This is a genomic window from Streptomyces sp. NPDC050546 (genome assembly GCF_044457425.1).
GTDB lineage: Bacteria > Actinomycetota > Actinomycetes > Streptomycetales > Streptomycetaceae > Streptomyces.
The window spans coordinates 287853-304465 of the sequence record NZ_JBITGX010000001.1 but is presented as its reverse complement, the minus strand read 5'-3'; the positions used below and the strand labels follow the sequence as shown (position 1 = coordinate 304465).

The window sequence follows — 16613 nt, the reverse complement described above, 5'->3', positions numbered from 1 at the left end:
TGCCCGTCGGGCCCGGCATGATCAGTGATTGCGCATTCAACCGTACGTGCGGTGCGCCCTAGTCGTGCCGACCGGGTCCGGAGCCCGCGTTGTAGCGCACGAGGTAGTCGGCGAACAGCGACAGGTCCTCGGCCGGCCAGTCCGCCAGCCGCTCCCGGAAGGCGATCCGGCGGCTCTCGGTGACCTGGGCCAGGATGCGTCGGCCGGCCTCCGTCAGATGCAGCACCAGAACGCGCTGGTCCTCCGTGTCGGAGCGGCGTTCGATGAGACCGGCGCGTTCCAGGGCGGCCACCTGGCGGCTGACGGTGGACTTGTCCAGGGCGTAGTGGGCCGCCAGGTCGGTGGCCCGGCAGCCGCCGCTCTCCTCCAGGTGCCCGAGCAGCGTGTACGACACCAGCGACAGCTCGGGGTGCATCCGCCCCGCCGCCGCACGGGCGCGGCGGGCGAAGACCGTCATCTCCCGCTGGATGGTCTCCACGGCTTCGGCTGCGTTCACCTGGCCTCCCTCAGGGCGTTGCCGCACATCGCTGCTGCTCACCCTCCATGGTTGCACAACCCAACCATTGGCTGGGGCGGCCGATTCCGGTCCCGTACCGGGCGGCCGGTCCGTCAGGTAGTGTTGCCGTCCGGCTGTGGACCATCCCGGCCGTCGGAAGACGAGGAGGTGAGACCCATTATCGCTGTGTCAGCTCGGGTGCTCACTCCTCGATGTCGCGCGGATCGCCGCCTGTAGGCGACCGCCGGAGCGCCCTTCGGCTCTCGAAAGGCTCCTGGCATCCATGCCGTCTGTGTCTTCTGTCCCGCCCTCCATGCCGCTGTCCCGTGACTCCATGGTCGACGCCCTGCGCACCGCGGGGTGCGTCTTCGCCGAGGACGAGGCCGACTTGATCCTCTCCACCGCGCGCACCCCGGCCGAAGCGGCCGCCATGGCCGAGCGCCGCGTCGAGGGTCTGCCCCTCGAACTCGTCGTGGGCTGGGCCGGGTTCCGGGGCCTGCGCGTCACCGTCGACCCCGGCGTCTTCGTGCCGCGCCGCCGCACCGAGTTCCTGGTGGAACAGGCCCTCGCCCAGGCGCCCGAAGCCACCGTCGTCGTGGACCTGTGCTGCGGCACGGGTGCCGTCGGTGTGGCGCTGGCAGCCGGGCTGGGCCGCGTCGAGCTGCACGCCGCCGACATCGATCCCGTTGCCGTGGGCTGCGCCCGCGGCAACGTCGCCGCCGGGGGGCATGTCCACCAGGGCGACCTGTTCGAGGCGCTGCCCGGTGAGCTGCTCGGCCGCGTCGGCATCCTCGCCGCCAATGTGCCGTACGTGCCCAGCGACGAGATAGGCCTGCTGCCCCTCGAGGCCCGTGACCACGAGCCGCGGGTCGCCCTCGACGGCGGCACGGACGGCCTCGACGTCCTGCGCCGGGTCGCGGCCGAGGCCCCCCGCTGGCTCGCCCCCGGCGGCTGCGTCCTGGTGGAGACCAGCCGGCACCAGGCACCGACCGCCGTCGCCACCTTCGAACGCCACGGTCTGACGACCCGCCTGGCCGTCTCGGAGGAGCTGTACGCGCATGTGGTGATCGGGGTGAGGGGGCGGGCGCTGCTCAGTCCGGGGCCGTCGCCCGCGCGATGAGCAGGGCCACGTCGTCGAAGTTGTCCGGCTCGTGCAGCGTGCGCAGGAGCAGGTCGCAGACCTCCTCCAGGGGCCGGTCAGGGCCGTCGAGCAGGGACAGGAGGGTGTCGAGGCGTTCGTCGAGCGGGTCGCGGCGGGTCTCGACCAGTCCGTCGGTGTAGAGGACCAGACGGTCGCCCGGTTCCAGGTCGACCGTGGTCGTCGAGAAGGCGACGCCGCCCACGCCGAGGGGCACCCCGGTCGGCAGGTCGAGCAGCTCCGGGGGGTGGCCGGCCCGGACGCGCACCGGTGGCAGATGCCCGGCGTTGGCGATCCGGCACTGTCGCAGATGCGGGTCGTGGACGGCGTAGACACAGGTGGCGATGGCCTGCTCCAGCCCTTCGGTGATCCTGTCGAGGTGTTCCAGGAGCCGCGCCGGGTCGAGGTCGAGGGAGGCCAGGGTGTTCGTCGCCGTACGCAGCCGGCCCATGGTCGCCGCCGCGGGGATGCCGCTGCCCATCACATCGCCCACGACGAGCGCGGTCGTGCCGCCGTCCAGCGGGATGACGTCGAACCAGTCGCCGCCGACCTCGCTGGTGGCCCCGGCCGGCTGGTAGCGGGAGGCGACCTCGAGGCCGCCCGTCACCGGTGGATGACTGGGCAGCAGGCTGCGCTGGAGGGTGAGCGCGGTGTCCCGGGCGCTCTGGTACCAGCGGGCGTTGTCGATCTGCACGGCCGCACGGGCGGCCAGCTCGCGCGCCAGCAGCAGGTCGTCCTCGGCGAAGGGCAGCGGATTGCGGGTGCGCTTGAGATCCAGCGCGCCCAGCACCTCGCCGCGCGCGATCAGTGGCACCGCCAGATAGGAGTGCACCCCGGCCCGGCCCAGCAGCTTCGCCGCCTCCGGGGAACGGGCGATACGCGGCAGATCCTCGTCCGTGACCTGCGGCAGCATCACGGGACGGGCCGTGCGCACGCACTCGGTGACGAGCCGGTCGGGCGCGTACCGGGCCACCTGCCCCGGAGGATCCGCCGCCTCCAGGGCCTCGACCGAGTCGTACCCCTGGACCGCCAGCGCGCGGATCACGGCCGACTCGGCGGGGCCGAGGCTGGTGCGCCGCCCCTGTACCACCGCGTCCAGCAGATCGACGGCCGCGATGTCGGCGAGTTCCGGCACGGCGACCTCGGCCAGCTCGCGGGCCGTGCGGTCCAGGTCCAGCGAGGTGCCGATTCGGCCGGAGGCGTCCGCGATCAGGGCCAGACGCCGCCGCGCGGCCTCGGCCTCGATGCCCGCCCGGTACTGCTCGGTGACGTCGACGATCGAGACGGCCACGCCCAGCACGGTCCCGAAGGCGTTCTCCAGCCGGTACAGCGAGATCGACCAGGCGTGGTCCTGGTCCGGATCGGCCGGGGTGCGGCCGATCGTGGACTGGTCGACGACCGGCCTGCCGGTGTCCAGGACCCGGCGCGCCGCGGCCTCCAGGGCCTCGACGTCCATCTGCGGCACCACCTCGTGGGCCGTGCGGCCCAGGTGCTCCTCGGCCGGCAGACCGTTGATCTCCTCCAGTGCCGCGTTGACCGAGACGTACCGCAGCTCGGTGTCCAGCACGGCCAGTCCGATCGGGGACTGCGCGATCATCCGCGTCGACAGCGCCACCTCGCGCTCCAGCCGGTGCACGGTCGACTGGTCGGCGCACAGACCGAGCGCGTAGACGTCGCCCTCGTCGTCCAGCAGCCGCATGTTGCGGAACTCCACGAGCCGTGTGCTGCCGTCCTTGCGGCGGATGGGGAAGGCGCCGGCCCAGCTCTGCCCGGTGCCCATGACGTCCGCGAACAGCTTGACCACGAGGTCGACGTGCTGCTCGTGGACCATGATCCGGGCGGCGTACTCCCCGAGCGCCTCCCGCGCCTCGTACCCGAACAGTTCCTCGGCCTGCGGGCTCCACAGCACGATGCGGCCCTCGGAGTCGAGGACCACCGAGGCCACGCGCAGGACGTCGAGCAGCCCGCTCGGTCGCGCGGACCCGCGCGGGGGCTCGTCGCCCTCGGCCACGGGAGACCCGGCTGCACTCATCCCACGCCCCGCCTTCGCCGATCCTCGCGGCACGCCGTCATGGTGCCGACACCCCATGTTCTACCGCGCGGAGCCGTTTTCTCGAGGCCCCTTCCGTCACCTTCCACCATCTCCCAACACGGCGCGTACCGCCCCGCAAACCGGTCACTGTCGACGGGGTGCTGCCGGTAGTGCTCGTCGGAAGGTGGTGCTTTGCTGGGGTAGGGGCGGATACGGCAGCGTGACCAGAAGAGGAGCGTCACGATGGACCTTGAGCGACCGCACCCCCACTCCGTCTCGGTGGAGATCAGCGGATGCAGCAAGCACGACGCCCGGATCGTGTTCGACACGCTGTGCGCCTGCTTCGAGTCGGACCGGTGCGCCGACGACGTGCCCGAGGAACTGCACGAGACCCGTCCGACCGTGTGGCTCGGCACCTTCGACGTCGCCGACACGCACGAGGGCGCGCGGCCGGCCCGGCTGTCGTCCTCCGTCGACGCCGACCTGCACGGCGGGTACTGGGCGATCGAACAGTTCCGCATGAGGCTGGACTCCCTGTTCGCGGTGCAGGACCTGACCACGGTCCCCGGCGACCAGGAGAAGGAACTGCACGTGCGCCTCGAGAGCCGGTGATTCCCTGGCCGTAGCCCGGTGTGCCCTCCATCACCTTATGCAACTAGTTGCATAAAGCGCCGATGGTCCTCTAGAACTACGGGGACGACACCGCGCACGGAGGGCCCGACGATGAGCCGTTACCCGCACCTGCTGACCCCCCTCGACCTGGGCTTCACGACCCTGCCCAACCGGGTCCTCATGGGCTCCATGCACGTCGGCCTGGAGGAGGCCGAAGGCGGTTTCGAGCGCATGGCCGCCTTCTACGCCGCCCGCGCCCGCGGCGGAGTGGGCCTGATCGTCACCGGCGGCATCGCACCCAACGACGAGGGACGACCGTACGAGGGCGGCGCGAAGCTCACCACCGAGACGGAGGCCGAGCAGCACCGGGTCATCACCGACGCCGTGCACCACGCGGGCGGGCGGATCGCGATGCAGATCCTGCACTTCGGCCGGTACGCCTACCACCAGGACCTCGTCGCGCCCAGCCCGCTCCAGGCGCCGATCAGCCCCTTCCCGCCCCGCGAGCTCACCGACGCCGACGTCGAGCGCACCATCGACGACTACGTCCGAGCCGCCCGCCTGGCCAGGCAGGCCGGCTACGACGGCGTCGAGATCATGGGCTCCGAGGGCTACCTCATCAACGAGTTCATCGCCCGGCACACCAACCAGCGCACCGACCGCTGGGGCGGCTCGTACGAGAACCGCACGCGTTTCCCGCTGGAGATCGTGCGGCGGGTGCGCGAGGCGGTCGGCGAGGACTTCATCGTCGTCTACCGGCTGTCCATGCTCGACCTCGTCCCGGGGGGCTCGACGCTAAACGAGGTGATCACCCTCGCCAAGGCCGTCGAGGCCGCCGGGGCGACGATCATCAACACCGGCATCGGCTGGCACGAGGCCCGCATCCCCACCATCGCCACCTCCGTGCCGCGCGGCGCGTACACCTGGGTGACCAAGCGGCTCATGGGCGAGGTGTCCGTCCCGCTCGTCACCACCAACCGCATCAACACCCCCGAGCTCGCCGAGGAACTGCTCGCCGAGGGCGCGGCCGACATGGTGTCGATGGCCCGCCCGATGCTCGCCGACCCGGACTTCGTCATCAAGGCGGAGGCCGGCCGGCCCGAGGCGATCAACACCTGCATCGGCTGCAACCAGGCCTGCCTCGACCACACCTTCAGCGGCCTGATCACCTCCTGCCTGGTCAACCCGCGCGCCTGCCACGAGACGGAACTCGTGCTCTCCCCGACCCGGCTGCGCAAACGCGTCGCGGTCGTCGGCGCGGGACCGGCCGGCCTCGCCTGCGCCGTCTCCGCGGCCGAGCGCGGCCACGACGTCACCCTCTTCGACGCCGCGAGCGAGATCGGCGGCCAGCTCAACGTCGCCCGCAAGGTCCCCGGCAAGCAGGAGTTCGACGAGACGCTCCGCTACTTCCGCACCCAGCTCGACTGGCACGGCGTCGACGTACGGCTGAACACGTCCGTCACGGTCGCGGACGTCGACGGCTACGACGAGGTCGTCGTCGCCACCGGCGTCAGCCCGCGCACCCCCGACATCCCCGGCATCGACCACCCGAGTGTCCTCGGCTACCTCGACGTCCTGCGCGACGGCGCCCCCGTCGGCGACCGCGTCGCGATCCTCGGCGCCGGCGGCATCGGCTTCGACGTCGCCGAATACCTCACGGACGCCGGCGACAAGGCCCACGAGAACCCGGCCACGTACTTCCGCCAGTGGGGCGTCGACCTCGACTACCGCGGCCCCGGCGGCCTCGCCGCGCCGGAGCGGCCCGCCCCGCCGCGCACCGTCCATCTGCTCCAGCGCAAGACGTCCAAGGTCGGCGCCGGACTCGGCAAGACCACCGGCTGGATCCACCGCGCCGAACTCAAGCACCGCGGCGTCACCATGGTCCCGGGCGTGAGCTACGACCGGATCGACGACGCCGGACTGCATGTCACGGTCGACGGCGCGAGCACGGTGCTGGAGGTCGACACGATCGTGCTGTGCACCGGCCAGGAGCCGCGCCGCGGACTGTACGAGGAGCTGGTCGCCGCCGGGCGCAGCACGCATCTGATCGGCGGCGCCGACGTGGCCGCGGAGCTCGACGCCAAGCGGGCCATCAAGCAGGGCACCGAGCTGGCGGCGGAGCTGTAGGGGGCCCGCCGCCCGTCCCTAGGATGACTGGTATGTCACTCCCGCACGCGATCCTCACCGCCCTGCTCGAGAAGCCGTCGTCGGGCCTTGAGCTGACCCGCCGGTTCGACCGGTCGATCGGCTACTTCTGGTCGGCGACGCACCAGCAGATCTATCGCGAGCTGGGAAAACTGGAGGCCGACGGCCTGATCCGGGCCCTGCCGTCCGAACAGCCGGCGCGCGGGCAGAAGAAGAGCTACGAGGTGCTGCACGCGGGCCGCGCCGAACTGGCCCGCTGGACCGCCGCCTCCCAGGACCCCAAGCCGCACCGCGACACGCTGCTGCTGCGGCTGAGGGCGGCGGCCGTGGTGGGCACGGCGGGCCTGGAGGACGATCTGCGACGCCATCTGCGGCTGCACGAGCGGCAGCTGGCGGAGTACCGGGAGATCGAGCAACGCGACTTCCCGCCCGGCCGGGACGGCACCGAGGACCGGCTGCGGCATCTGGTGCTGCGGGCCGGCATCGACCTGGAGACCTTCTGGACCCAGTGGCTCAGCCGCGCCGTGGCGGAGTTCGCCGAACTCCCGGACGGCGAGCCGACCCGCCCGGCCTGACCGGGGTGTGACGGTGGCCCGCCCGACCGGAGCGCTTCGGGAGGGCGGGCCGCCGTCCGTACCGGGTCAGAACCGGTACGGCTTGTTGCGCCGGCGTAGATACCAGGCCGTCCCGAACAGGCCGGCCCCGACCAGCGTGCCGCCCGCCACCAGCGTCACGGTCCCGTAGTCCGTGGCGCTTCCGCCGGAACCGCCCATGACGCCGCGGGACGGCGACGCCGACGGGGACGGGGACCTCGTGGCCGTGGGGGAGGGGCTCGGGGAGACGACGACGGACTGGGTGCCCGCGGTCGTGCCGTCCGAGCAGATGACGATGACGGTGTACGTCCCCGCGCTGACGCTCGACCAGGCGGCGGACTGGCTGGTGGACGTCCCCGACAGGGTCACCTGGCGCCCCTGGGCGAAGCTGCCCTGGCTGCTGGTGAGCAGGGAGGCGGTGCCCCAGCTGCCGTTGATCTGTGTGCAGGCGCTGGTCGTGACCGACACCGTGTTACCCGTGGTGCTCACGGAGATGCCCGGACCCGCCGCAGCGGGCATCGCGGCCAGGGCGAGGGGCAGAGCGGCGGCTGCCACGGTCAGGCCGGAGCGGAGAACTGGCGATGAGTTGCGCATGTGGACTGCCCTCCGGCGGCACGGTTGGCGGTACATCCCTAGCGCCGCCGAGGGTCGGGAAACGCCCGTGCTGCCTCAGGGGTCAGCCAAAGCTCCCCGGGCCCGGGCCGCACGCCGGATTCCGCCGTGCAGGTGACGCCGACCGCCCGTCGCCCGCCCGCCGGCCGGCCGACGGGGATACGACATCGCCGTGGGCCCGGCGCCGCCGCCGAGGTGCCCGCCTCGCCGCTTCGGGTGATCGCCGCCTCGGGTGCCCGCGTCACCGCCCGGGGTGCCCGAGTCGCCGCCTCGGGTCCCCGCGTCGCCGCTCCGGGTCCCCGTGTCACCGCCGCGCGCCCGTCGTCACCGTCCGCTCCGCCGAGAAGCCGCCCCAGGTGCCGTCCGGCAGCATCGCTCGGATGCGGACGCGGTGCGTGACACCGGCGGCCTGCCCCACGTAGAAGCTGTGCGTCGCCCGGTCGCGCGGGGCGCTCCCGCCGTACACGAGGGACGTGGCCGGGCGGCCGTCGAGCTGGATCTGGTACTCCGTGATCTCGCCGTCCAGACGGGGCGGCACCCAGCTCAGGTCGACGTGGTACGCCCCGTCCTCGCGGTGGCTCGTCACCCGGAAGCCGGTGGGGGCCGTGGCGCGGCCGTCGTCGGTGCCCGGGGTGGTGAGACGGACGGTGGTACTGGCCGGGGAGACGTTGCCGGCCGCGTCCCTGGCCCGGACGGTGAACGCGTAGGACGTGCCGGGCCGCAGCCCCGTGACCACGGCGGCAGTCTGGTCTCCGCTCACGCTGTGGATCTTTGCGTCTCCCTGGTGGATGTCGTACGACACCACGTCCCGGTCGTCCGTCGAGGCCGACCAGGACAGCTGGACCGCCCGGCTTCCGGCCGCCCGTCCGCCGGGAGCCGAGGGGCGGGTCGGCGCCGAGTGGTCGTCCGCGACGGCCGCGGGTGTCCGCGCCCGGACCTGACGGCTGGGCGGCCCGAGCCGTCCGTCGGTGTCCCGCGCCCGTACGGTGAAGACGTACACCGTGGACGGCCGGAGCCTGGTGACGTCCACCATGTGCTTCGAACCCGGTACTTCCCTGACCTTCGTGGTGCCGCGATACACCTCGTAGGCATCGGCACGCGCGGTCACGTTCCACATGACGTGCACGCTCGTCGCGCTGCCCGCCTCCGCGGTGACGCCCGTCGGCGTCCCGGGCAGACCACCGGCGTCCTTCTCCTCCGCTCCGGCCCAGCCGCAGGCGGCGACCAGCGCGAGGGTCCCGCAGAGTGCGACGCGCCTGAGGAGCCGGGCGGGAGCGGAGAACGGGACGGGAACGCGTCGCACGGCACTGCCTCCCGGTACGGCACTCGGGAATGGTCCGGACCAATATGACGCGACTGGCGCGATCACATCAAGAGGGCGGTGGTGAAGGGTGACAAGGCGCGCCGAGGCGGTCGGACGTCACCCCCGCCGTTCGTGAGCACTCGGAAGGGTTACGTATGCTGAAGTCGCTCACGGTCGAACTCCTGGCGGACACCAGCGAGTTCGGGCATGTCGCGCGGACCGCTGTCGTCGCAGATCCCGTGCCGGCGCGGGTGGCCGGGCGGCCCGGGTCCCACACGGACTCAGGCCCCCGGCCCCTGTCGGTGGTTGGGGGAGTGCGCCGTCCGGCCCTTTGAGGGTGACCGGATCAACAGCCCGGGGGAACAGATGGGGCTGAGTGCCCGTCAGGTTCCCTCACGAGAGGCTCACCCATCGTGCGTGTCCAGTCGCTCACACTGGCCGCGGCCAGCGCCGCCCTGCTCGTCCCGACGACACCGCTCGCCGCGCCGGCCCAGCCGCGCACCCAGTCGGTGGTGTGGCGCGGGGACCCCGTCAGCGCCGCCGACCTGCTGGCCAGGGCACGGGACTGCACTCCCGTCTCCCGCGGCCGGTACCGCAAGGACTACGGCGCCTCCGCGAAGATCCCGGTCTGCGGTACCCGTGACGCCGTCTTCTGGAAGGCGGACATGGACATCGACTGCGACGGCCGCCCCGGACCCCGCTGCAACCGCCGCACCGACCCGTACTTCGCCGCCACGACCGCCTACTCCCAGTCCGACGGCCGCCCCTTGAGCTCCGAACGTCTCCCCTTCATCGTCGTGCCCGCCCCGAGCCGCATCTGGGACTACCGGGACCACGGCGTGGGCGGCGGTTCGGTCGTGGCCGTCGTCTACCGCGACCAGGTGCAGTACGCGGTCGTCGGCGACACGGGCCCGCGGGGCGTCATCGGAGAGGCCTCCTACGCGACGGCCGAGGCCCTCGGCATCCGCCCCCACCCGCTCCGGGGCGGCACGGCCTCGGGCGTCACCTACATCGTCTTCAAGAACACCCGGGTGTCGCCGATCGAGGATCACGCGGCGGCCGTGACGACGGGGGAGCGGGTGGCGAGGCGATTCGTCGACGGGGCCCAGTGATTGACGGGGCGTCAGTGACAGCCGCACGCTCACCGGCCGTGGCCCGGGCCCGCCGCCGTCCGGCGTGCCCGGGTCCGGTCTCACACCTTCCGGTACGTGTACGCCTCCGCGGCGGCCGCCTCCACGGCCGCCAGATCCGCACCTGTACCGGCCGTGACGACGGCGGCCACGGCACCCTCCACGAACGGGGCGTCCACCAGCCGGGTCAGCTCCGGCAGTTCGTCGCCCTCCGCGAGCAGCGCCTTCACGGTGAGCACCGCGCTGCCCAGGTCCGTGAGGACGGCGACGCCCGCACCACGATCGACGGACGTGGCCGCCGCGGCGATCAGCTCGGCGCTGGTGCCGAGCCCGCCGCCCTCGGTGCCGCCCGCCGGAGCGACGGGCACCGCCGGGCCACCGCCCGCGAGCCCCTTCGCCAGCGCGGCGACCGACGCCGCCACCTCCGCGCTGTGCGACACCAGCACGATTCCCACAAGCCGCTCGTCACTCATCGGCGGCCTCCGCGAGCGCGGCGAGGAGGAGCGCCGACGACGTGGCACCCGGGTCCTGGTGCCCGATGCTGCGCTCACCCAGATAGCTCGCCCGGCCCTTGCGCGCCTGCAGGGGCGTCGTCGCCACGGCGCCCTCCTTCGCGGCGGCCCGCGCCGCCGCGAACGAGTCACCGAGCGCGTCCACCGCGGGCACCAGCGCGTCGATCATGGTCTTGTCGCCGGGGGCGGCACCGCCGAGCGTCATGACCGCGTCCACCCCGGTCCGCAGCGCCTCGGCCAGCTGCTCCGGACTGACCTCGGAGGCATCCCCGAGCGCCTTGCCGGTACGGCGCAGCAGCGTGCCGTAGAGCGGCCCCGAGGCACCGCCGACCGTCGAGATGAGCTGGCGTCCGGCCAGTGTCAGCACCCCGCCGGGTGTTCCGGGGGCCTCCTTCTCCAGTGCGGCCGCCACGGCCCTGAACCCGCGCTGGAGGTTGCTGCCGTGGTCGGCGTCCCCGATGGGGGAGTCGAGGGCGGTGAGCCGTTCCGCCTCACGGTCGACGGACGCGGCGGCCGCCGTCATCCAACGACGGAAGAAATCGGCGTCGAGCACTGGATCTCCTTGCCTGGTAGATACGGGGTGATCCTTTACCCCGCGCGTCACATGCCCCAGCGCAGACCCGCCGTCTTCACCGGCGCGTCCCACAGCCGCAGCAACTCCTCGTCGACCTGGCAGAGGGTGAGCGAGGCGCCCGCCATGTCGAGGGAGGTGACGTAGTTGCCCACGAGGACACGGGCCACGGGTACGCCGCGCTGGGCGAGTACTCGGTGCACCTCGGCGTTGAAGCCGTACAGCTCGAGCAGGGGCGTGGCGCCCATGCCGTTGACGAGGACCAGCACGGGATTGCGCGGCTGGAGGTCCTCCACCACCGCCTCGACGGCGGCCTCGGCGATCTCGCCGGAAGTCATCATCGCCCGCCGCTCCCGGCCGGGCTCGCCGTGGATCCCGATGCCCAACTCCAGCTCGCCGGTCGGCAGATCGAAGGTGGGGCTGCCCTTGGCCGGAGTGCTGCAGGCGCTCAGCGCGACACCGAAACTGCGGGAGTTCTCGTTGACCTGCCGGGCGATGGCCTCCACCTGCTCCAGCGGCATGCCCTCGTCGGCGGCGGCACCCGCGATCTTCTCCACGAACAGGGTCGCGCCGGTGCCACGCCGACCAGCCGTGTAGAGACTGTCGGTCACCGCCACATCATCGTTGACCAGTACCTTCGCGACCTGGATGCCCTCGTCCTCGGCCAGCTCGGCGGCCATGTCGAAGTTGAGCACGTCGCCGGTGTAGTTCTTCACGATGAACAGCACCCCGGCCCCGCTGTCCACGGCGGCGGCCGCGCGCAGCATCTGGTCGGGCACCGGGGAGGTGAACACCTCGCCCGGACAGGCCGCCGACAGCATGCCGGGACCCACGAAACCCCCGTGCAACGGCTCATGGCCCGAGCCTCCGCCCGAGACCAGCCCCACTTTTCCGGCCACGGGGGCGTCCCGCCGCACGATCACCCGGTTCTCCACGTCCACGGTCAGCTCCGGGTGGGCAGCCGCCAGACCGCGCAGCGCGTCCGCGACCACGGTCTCCGGGACGTTGATCAACATCTTCACGGGTACCTCCTAGGGAAACTAGTAGATGAGCCCTTGAACTCCAGCTTCGCAGGCCAACTTGGGTTTTACCAGTTTTCGATCTTGGCGGTTCGCGGCGGTTCGCGGCGGTCCGGGGCGGGCTGTGGCGGTACTGATGCTGACTGAATGCTGACCTTGATGACAGGGCGTCAGTTCCCTGACGTGGTCGGCGGCGGTCGGTCTGTGCGCTGCTGCCGGACATTGTGTCCCACCTTCCATGCCGCGAGTTCGGCCTGGCCCACGCAGAGCAGAAGACGCCGACGGGGTAGCGACGTTGGTCCGCTCAATGACGCGGTCACGGACGGTATCGGCGTGCCCTGTGCTAACGTCGACCGTTTGCAGGGTCGCTGTGTCGGTGCTCCGTTCGGTGTCCCTGGCCGGTGACCGCGTCCCCGCCGCGCCTTCCTCGGTACGGTTCCTTTGGAGGAAGGCTTCTTGTGAGCGAATCAGCACGTGGCGATGCCCGGCAGCAGGACCGTGTGTCCGAGGCGGCGAGCGCCACCGCGGCGCTGCCCGCGCTGGCGTCCTTCGCGCAGCTGGGGCTGCCGGCCGAGGTTCTGCGGACGCTGGACGAGCACGGTGTGACTGTGCCGTTTCCCATCCAGGCGGCGGCGCTGCCGAACGCGCTCGCGGGACGTGACGTCCTGGGCCGGGGCCGTACAGGATCCGGCAAGACGCTCGCCTTCGGCCTGGGGATGCTCGCCCGGACGGCCGGGCGGCGCGCGCAGCCCAAAGAGCCGCTGGCGCTCGTTCTGGTGCCCACCAGGGAGCTGGCACAGCAGGTTGGTGAGGCGCTCACCCCGTACGCCGAGGCGCTGCGGCTACGGCTCGCGACCGTGGTGGGTGGAGTGTCCATCGGACGGCAGACCGCCGTGCTTCGGGACGGCGCCGAGATCGTCGTCGCCACGCCCGGTCGGCTGTACGACCTCATCGAGCGCAAGGCCTGCCGACTGGGGCGGGTGCGCATCACGGTCCTGGACGAGGCCGACCAGATGTGTGACATGGGTTTCCTGCCGCAGGTCACCGAGATCCTGGACCAGGTGCGGCCCGACGGGCAGCGGATGCTGTTCTCCGCCACCCTCGACCGCGACGTCGACCAGCTGGTGCAGCGCTATCTGCGCGATCCCGCCGTGCACGCCGTGGACCCCTCGTCCAGCAGCGCGGTGCCCGCGATCGAGCACCACGTCTTCGTCGTACACGGCCCGGACCGGTACGCCGTGACCACGGAGATCGCCGCCCGGGACGGCCGCGTCCTGCTGTTCCTGGACACCAAGCACGGTGTCGACCAGCTCACGCGGCATCTGCGGGCCAGCGGAGTGGCCGCCGCCGCCCTGCACAGCGGGAAGTCCCAGCCGCAGCGCACCCGGACCCTGGCCCAGTTCAGGAACGGGCAGGTCACCTCGCTGGTGGCGACGAACGTCGCCGCACGCGGACTGCACGTCGACGACCTCGACCTCGTGGTCAACGTCGACCCGGCCACCGACCCGAAGGACTATCTGCACCGTGCCGGCCGCACCGCTCGGGCCGGCCGTTTCGGCACCGTCGTGACACTCGTCCTGTCGGGACAGCGCCGCGAGACGAGCCAGGTCATGGCGGACGCCGACGTCGCTCCCAAGGTCACCAAAGTGCGGTCAGGCGAGGCGGAGCTGAGCCGGATCACCGGCGCCAAGGTCCCCTCCGGAGAGCCTCTCGACGGCGGCCCTGCCGTATCGCGCCCCAAGAACCACAACGCCCCGTTCCGCGGCCTGGGCAGCGCCAAGGACGCGAAGAGCGGCTCCGGTGGCAGGTCGTCCCGCAAGAGCAGCGAGGCCCGCAAGCTCGCGGAGGCCCGCAAGGCGGCCCGGGTGCGGCGCGGCGGCTGACCCCGGTCTCCCGGATCCCGGGCAACGGCGAGATCAGGAACTTCACGGACAAGAGCCAGCTCACCTTCGTCGGTGACGCCGGGTCAATATCCTGTGGGCCCTTCTGCGTGTCGGACGGTGCCCAGGGACCGGTTGGCGATGTCGATGATGAACGGGCCGACGTGGGCGGGGTAGCGGTCCACGATCGCCTTCTTGTACGCCTCGCCGTCGTCGCCGAGGAGTTCGCGGGCGTCGGCGAGGTAGCGGCGAACCTCGGCGTAGACCTCCGGCCCGGTGGGCAGACCGTGGCCCGCCAGGACCGTGTCGTAGCCGGACTCGGTGGCCAGCGCGTCGACCGCCTCTTCCCAGCCGGTGATGTCGTTGTTGCCCAGGTAGAGGTGGACCTTGTTGTAGACGAGGTCCTGGGCGATCAGCACCCGCTGGTCGGGCAGCCTGATGAGCAGCTCGTCGGCGGCCTCACCGCCGGAGACGGCCTCGAAGACGAACGGGACGCCGTCGATGACCTCGGTGCCCGGAACGATCTCCACGTCGGGTGTGAAGTCCGTGACCGGGATGACCTGGCCTGTGGGCAGCGTGCTGTCGCCACGCGCGATGATCTGTTCGCACACATCGGCCAGCGCGTGGACGGGGGCCCCGAAGCGGGAGGCGCCGTTGTAGTGGTCCGGGTGGGCGTGGGTGACGATGAGCCGGTCGAGCGGCTTGCCGAGTCCCTTGGCGTAGGCGATCGCCTCGTCGGCGTAGGCGGGGAGCAGCTGGGCGTCGATCGCGATGATCCGCGCCGGGGTCTCGATCAGCTGGGTGGTGGTGTGGAAGGTGTCGGCCGGCGACATGTAGCTGTGGATGCGGACCGCGCCCTTGTCGAGGACCGTGACTGTGCCGTTCATGGGGAATCTCCTTGTGGTTCAAGGCGCATCGCGCTGCCTTGACGTCCTCCACTCTCGCCGGGAAAGCGCAGGCGGACGAGATACGCTGGAGACCCGGTGTGGTAGATCGAGGACATCTGGAGATCCTGGTGGGACCCGTGACTCCTGAGGGAGCCGATCCCGTCCCAGACGGCGGCGCCATCCTTCGGCTCGGCTTCCGTCCGCCCGAGGAGCGGGTCCCCGGCTTCGAGATCATCGATCTGGCCACGCTCCACGAGCGGCGTCGGCTGCGTGGCAGGCGGCCCGACCTGGTGCACCGGGTGGACTTCCACACCCTCACCCTCATCACCGAGGGCAGTGGCGAGCACGCGATCGACTTCGTGACCTACCCCTGCCGCCCCGGCACCCTGCTGTGGGTGCGGCCGGGCCAGGTCCAGCGTTTCGTCCGGCCGGGCACGGCCAACGGGACGCACCTGCTGTTCACATCGGCCTTCCCGCCCCACAGCAGCAGCGCCGACCGGCTGGTGAACGAGTGGTACGGGCCCGGGTGCCGGCAGTTGGGTGCCGGCCCCGAGTACGCCGTGCTGTCCACGCTGTTGGGCCAGTTGCGGGCCGAGTACGACCGCGAGGCGCAAACCGTGTCGGCGGAGATCCTCCAACTCCTGCTGGCGATCGTGCTGTTGCAGATCGACCGGCTGCCCCGCCCTGAGGGCGGCGGTGACCCGCACGCGGGCGGGGAGGTGTACGCCCGGTTCCGCGCCGAGCTGGAACGCGGCTATGCCACCACCCGCCGCGCCGCCGACTACGCCCAGCGCCTCGGCTACACCGTCAAGACCCTCACCCGGGCCTGCACGGCCGCCACCGGGCAACCCGTCAAACACGTCATCGACGGCCGCGTCGCCCTGGAGGCCCGACGGCTGCTCGCCCACACCCAGGAACCGGTGGCCACCATCGCGCGCCGCCTCGGCTTCCCCGAGCCCACCAACTTCGGCAAGTTCTTCACCCGTCACGCCGGAGTGACCCCGGGCGCGTTCCGGCTGGCCCACCAGGGCCGGTAGCCACGTCGGCGGACTCGGCGCCCAGCCGGTGCGGCATGATCGATGGTCGGGTGGAAGCAGGAACGGAAGGGGCGTCAGGACCGTGGACGAGCATGCGGAGATCTCGACATCGAGCGACGCCGCGAACAACGCGTTGATTCTGGCTTTCGGGCGTCTGCAGGGGGCCGCGAACCGGCTGGAGTACATCCTGGGGCGGGCTCTGGAGGTGGAGTGCGGTATCAGCCATCTGATGTTCGAGGTGCTGCTCATCCTGGGCAGGGCGGGGGAGCCGGGGCTGTCGATGCGGGCCGTCGCCCAGGAGCAGGTCCTGACGACAGGTGGAGCCACGCGTCTGGTGGACCGTATGGAGGTGGCCGGCCTGGTCGAACGGGTCGAGGATCCCGGTGACCGGCGCGGGAGGCTGGTGCGCCTGACGCCGCTCGGGGAGGAGACCACGGTCTCCGCGTCCCGGATCCATGTCGAGAACATCAGGCGCTACTTCCTGGCGCCCCTGCCGGTCGAGGACCGGGACCGGTTCGCCGAGGACCTGCGCATCCTGAGCCACACGGCGCGGGACACTCTGCCCCGGCTTCCGTGAGGACTGTGGGGCCCCCGCCCCCGGAGGCCCCTTCCCGCACTCGTCGCCGCAAGGGCGCACGTCAACCCG

At 71.9% G+C, this 16613-nt stretch carries 16 protein-coding genes; 8 read left to right on the top strand and 8 right to left on the bottom strand.

Translation table 11 applies throughout. From position 1 onward, the window contains the following. Positions 1 to 58: 58 nt before the first annotated feature. Positions 59 to 496 carry a MarR family winged helix-turn-helix transcriptional regulator gene (locus ACIBK5_RS01410; protein WP_399014974.1) on the bottom strand — a complete coding sequence of 146 codons (438 nt, stop codon included), beginning with the start codon at positions 494 to 496 and terminating at the stop codon, positions 59 to 61. A gap of 283 nt (positions 497 to 779) precedes the next feature. Between ACIBK5_RS01410 and ACIBK5_RS01405 the strand changes: the two genes are divergently transcribed. Continuing rightward, the gene (locus tag ACIBK5_RS01405) at positions 780 to 1616 is read left to right on the top strand and encodes a putative protein N(5)-glutamine methyltransferase (protein ID WP_399014972.1); all 837 of its coding nucleotides are present in this window, start codon (positions 780 to 782) and stop codon (positions 1614 to 1616) included. Here the strand turns inward: ACIBK5_RS01405 and ACIBK5_RS01400 are convergent. Continuing rightward, positions 1588 to 3666: a SpoIIE family protein phosphatase gene (locus tag ACIBK5_RS01400; RefSeq protein WP_399014970.1), complete on the bottom strand. Its 2079-nt coding sequence runs from the start codon at positions 3664 to 3666 to the stop codon at positions 1588 to 1590. The two genes, ACIBK5_RS01405 and ACIBK5_RS01400, sit on opposite strands and share 29 nt — an antisense overlap. Positions 3667 to 3909: 243 nt before the next feature. Here ACIBK5_RS01400 and ACIBK5_RS01395 point away from each other — a divergent pair, with 243 nt between their 5' ends. The 3 genes from ACIBK5_RS01395 (at position 3910) to ACIBK5_RS01385 (ending at position 6998) form a co-directional block, all read left to right on the top strand. After that, on the top strand, positions 3910 to 4278 hold the full coding sequence (locus tag ACIBK5_RS01395; RefSeq protein ID WP_215123612.1) for a hypothetical protein: 369 nt from the start codon (positions 3910 to 3912) through the stop codon (positions 4276 to 4278). 111 nt (positions 4279 to 4389) lie between these two features. Next, positions 4390 to 6405: an FAD-dependent oxidoreductase gene (locus tag ACIBK5_RS01390; protein WP_399014968.1), complete on the top strand. Its 2016-nt coding sequence runs from the start codon at positions 4390 to 4392 to the stop codon at positions 6403 to 6405. A 32-nt stretch (positions 6406 to 6437) separates the two neighbouring features. Continuing rightward, positions 6438 to 6998, top strand: a complete 561-nt coding sequence (locus tag ACIBK5_RS01385) for a PadR family transcriptional regulator (RefSeq protein WP_399014966.1) — start codon at positions 6438 to 6440, stop codon at positions 6996 to 6998. Between the two features lie 66 nt (positions 6999 to 7064). Here the strand turns inward: ACIBK5_RS01385 and ACIBK5_RS01380 are convergent, their stop codons facing one another. Next, on the bottom strand, positions 7065 to 7610 hold the full coding sequence (locus ACIBK5_RS01380; protein ID WP_399014963.1) for a hypothetical protein: 546 nt from the start codon (positions 7608 to 7610) through the stop codon (positions 7065 to 7067). A 322-nt stretch (positions 7611 to 7932) separates the two neighbouring features. Further along, the gene (locus ACIBK5_RS01375; protein ID WP_399014961.1) at positions 7933 to 8931 is read right to left on the bottom strand and encodes a fibronectin type III domain-containing protein; all 999 of its coding nucleotides are present in this window, start codon (positions 8929 to 8931) and stop codon (positions 7933 to 7935) included. Positions 8932 to 9344: 413 nt separating this feature from the next. Between ACIBK5_RS01375 and ACIBK5_RS01370 the strand changes: the two genes are divergently transcribed. After that, on the top strand, positions 9345 to 10043 hold the full coding sequence (locus ACIBK5_RS01370; protein WP_399014960.1) for a glycoside hydrolase family 75 protein: 699 nt from the start codon (positions 9345 to 9347) through the stop codon (positions 10041 to 10043). 80 nt (positions 10044 to 10123) lie between these two features. On the opposite strand, the gene ACIBK5_RS01365 is transcribed toward ACIBK5_RS01370, so the two are convergent. From ACIBK5_RS01365 to dhaK, 3 genes are read right to left on the bottom strand one after another with little or no spacing between them, the layout of a single operon-like run. Then, entirely contained in the window at positions 10124 to 10534 is a 411-nt protein-coding gene (locus tag ACIBK5_RS01365; protein WP_399014958.1) for a PTS-dependent dihydroxyacetone kinase phosphotransferase subunit DhaM, read from the bottom strand. Continuing rightward, the gene (dhaL, locus tag ACIBK5_RS01360) at positions 10527 to 11126 is read right to left on the bottom strand and encodes a dihydroxyacetone kinase subunit DhaL (protein ID WP_399014957.1); all 600 of its coding nucleotides are present in this window, start codon (positions 11124 to 11126) and stop codon (positions 10527 to 10529) included. Before dhaL ends, ACIBK5_RS01365 begins: the two co-directional genes overlap by 8 nt. A 47-nt stretch (positions 11127 to 11173) precedes the next feature. Further along, a complete protein-coding gene (dhaK, locus tag ACIBK5_RS01355; protein WP_399014955.1) occupies positions 11174 to 12166 on the bottom strand; it encodes a dihydroxyacetone kinase subunit DhaK in 993 nt (330 codons plus the stop codon). Between the two features lie 455 nt (positions 12167 to 12621). On the opposite strand from dhaK, the gene ACIBK5_RS01350 reads away from it, so the two are divergent. Continuing rightward, positions 12622 to 14046 (top strand): DEAD/DEAH box helicase, encoded by a 1425-nt coding sequence (locus tag ACIBK5_RS01350; protein ID WP_399014953.1) that lies wholly within the window; start codon positions 12622 to 12624, stop codon positions 14044 to 14046. An 83-nt stretch (positions 14047 to 14129) separates the two neighbouring features. Here the strand turns inward: ACIBK5_RS01350 and ACIBK5_RS01345 are convergent, their stop codons facing one another. Beyond that, a complete protein-coding gene (locus ACIBK5_RS01345) occupies positions 14130 to 14930 on the bottom strand; it encodes an MBL fold metallo-hydrolase (RefSeq protein WP_399014952.1) in 801 nt (266 codons plus the stop codon). A gap of 137 nt (positions 14931 to 15067) precedes the next feature. On the opposite strand from ACIBK5_RS01345, the gene ACIBK5_RS01340 reads away from it, so the two are divergent. Both ACIBK5_RS01340 and ACIBK5_RS01335 read left to right on the top strand, forming a co-directional pair. Further along, positions 15068 to 15967, top strand: a complete 900-nt coding sequence (locus ACIBK5_RS01340; RefSeq protein ID WP_399014950.1) for an AraC family transcriptional regulator — start codon at positions 15068 to 15070, stop codon at positions 15965 to 15967. A gap of 82 nt (positions 15968 to 16049) precedes the next feature. Then, positions 16050 to 16544, top strand: a complete 495-nt coding sequence (locus ACIBK5_RS01335) for a MarR family winged helix-turn-helix transcriptional regulator (protein ID WP_399014948.1) — start codon at positions 16050 to 16052, stop codon at positions 16542 to 16544. Positions 16545 to 16613: the final 69 nt, after the last annotated feature.

Bases quoted from the DNA above. Each gene is read 5' to 3' on its own strand.
- ACIBK5_RS01405 (WP_399014972.1), top strand. From the start codon at position 780: ATGCCGTCTGTGTCTTCTGTCCCGCCCTCCATGCCGCTGTCCCGTGAC.
- ACIBK5_RS01400 (WP_399014970.1), bottom strand. From the start codon at position 3,666: ATGAGTGCAGCCGGGTCTCCCGTGGCCGAGGGCGACGAGCCCCCGCGC.
- ACIBK5_RS01395 (WP_215123612.1), top strand. From the start codon at position 3,910: ATGGACCTTGAGCGACCGCACCCCCACTCCGTCTCGGTGGAGATCAGC.
- ACIBK5_RS01390 (WP_399014968.1), top strand. From the start codon at position 4,390: ATGAGCCGTTACCCGCACCTGCTGACCCCCCTCGACCTGGGCTTCACG.
- ACIBK5_RS01385 (WP_399014966.1), top strand. From the start codon at position 6,438: ATGTCACTCCCGCACGCGATCCTCACCGCCCTGCTCGAGAAGCCGTCG.
- ACIBK5_RS01380 (WP_399014963.1), bottom strand. From the start codon at position 7,610: ATGCGCAACTCATCGCCAGTTCTCCGCTCCGGCCTGACCGTGGCAGCC.
- ACIBK5_RS01365 (WP_399014958.1), bottom strand. From the start codon at position 10,534: ATGAGTGACGAGCGGCTTGTGGGAATCGTGCTGGTGTCGCACAGCGCG.
- ACIBK5_RS01345 (WP_399014952.1), bottom strand. From the start codon at position 14,930: ATGAACGGCACAGTCACGGTCCTCGACAAGGGCGCGGTCCGCATCCAC.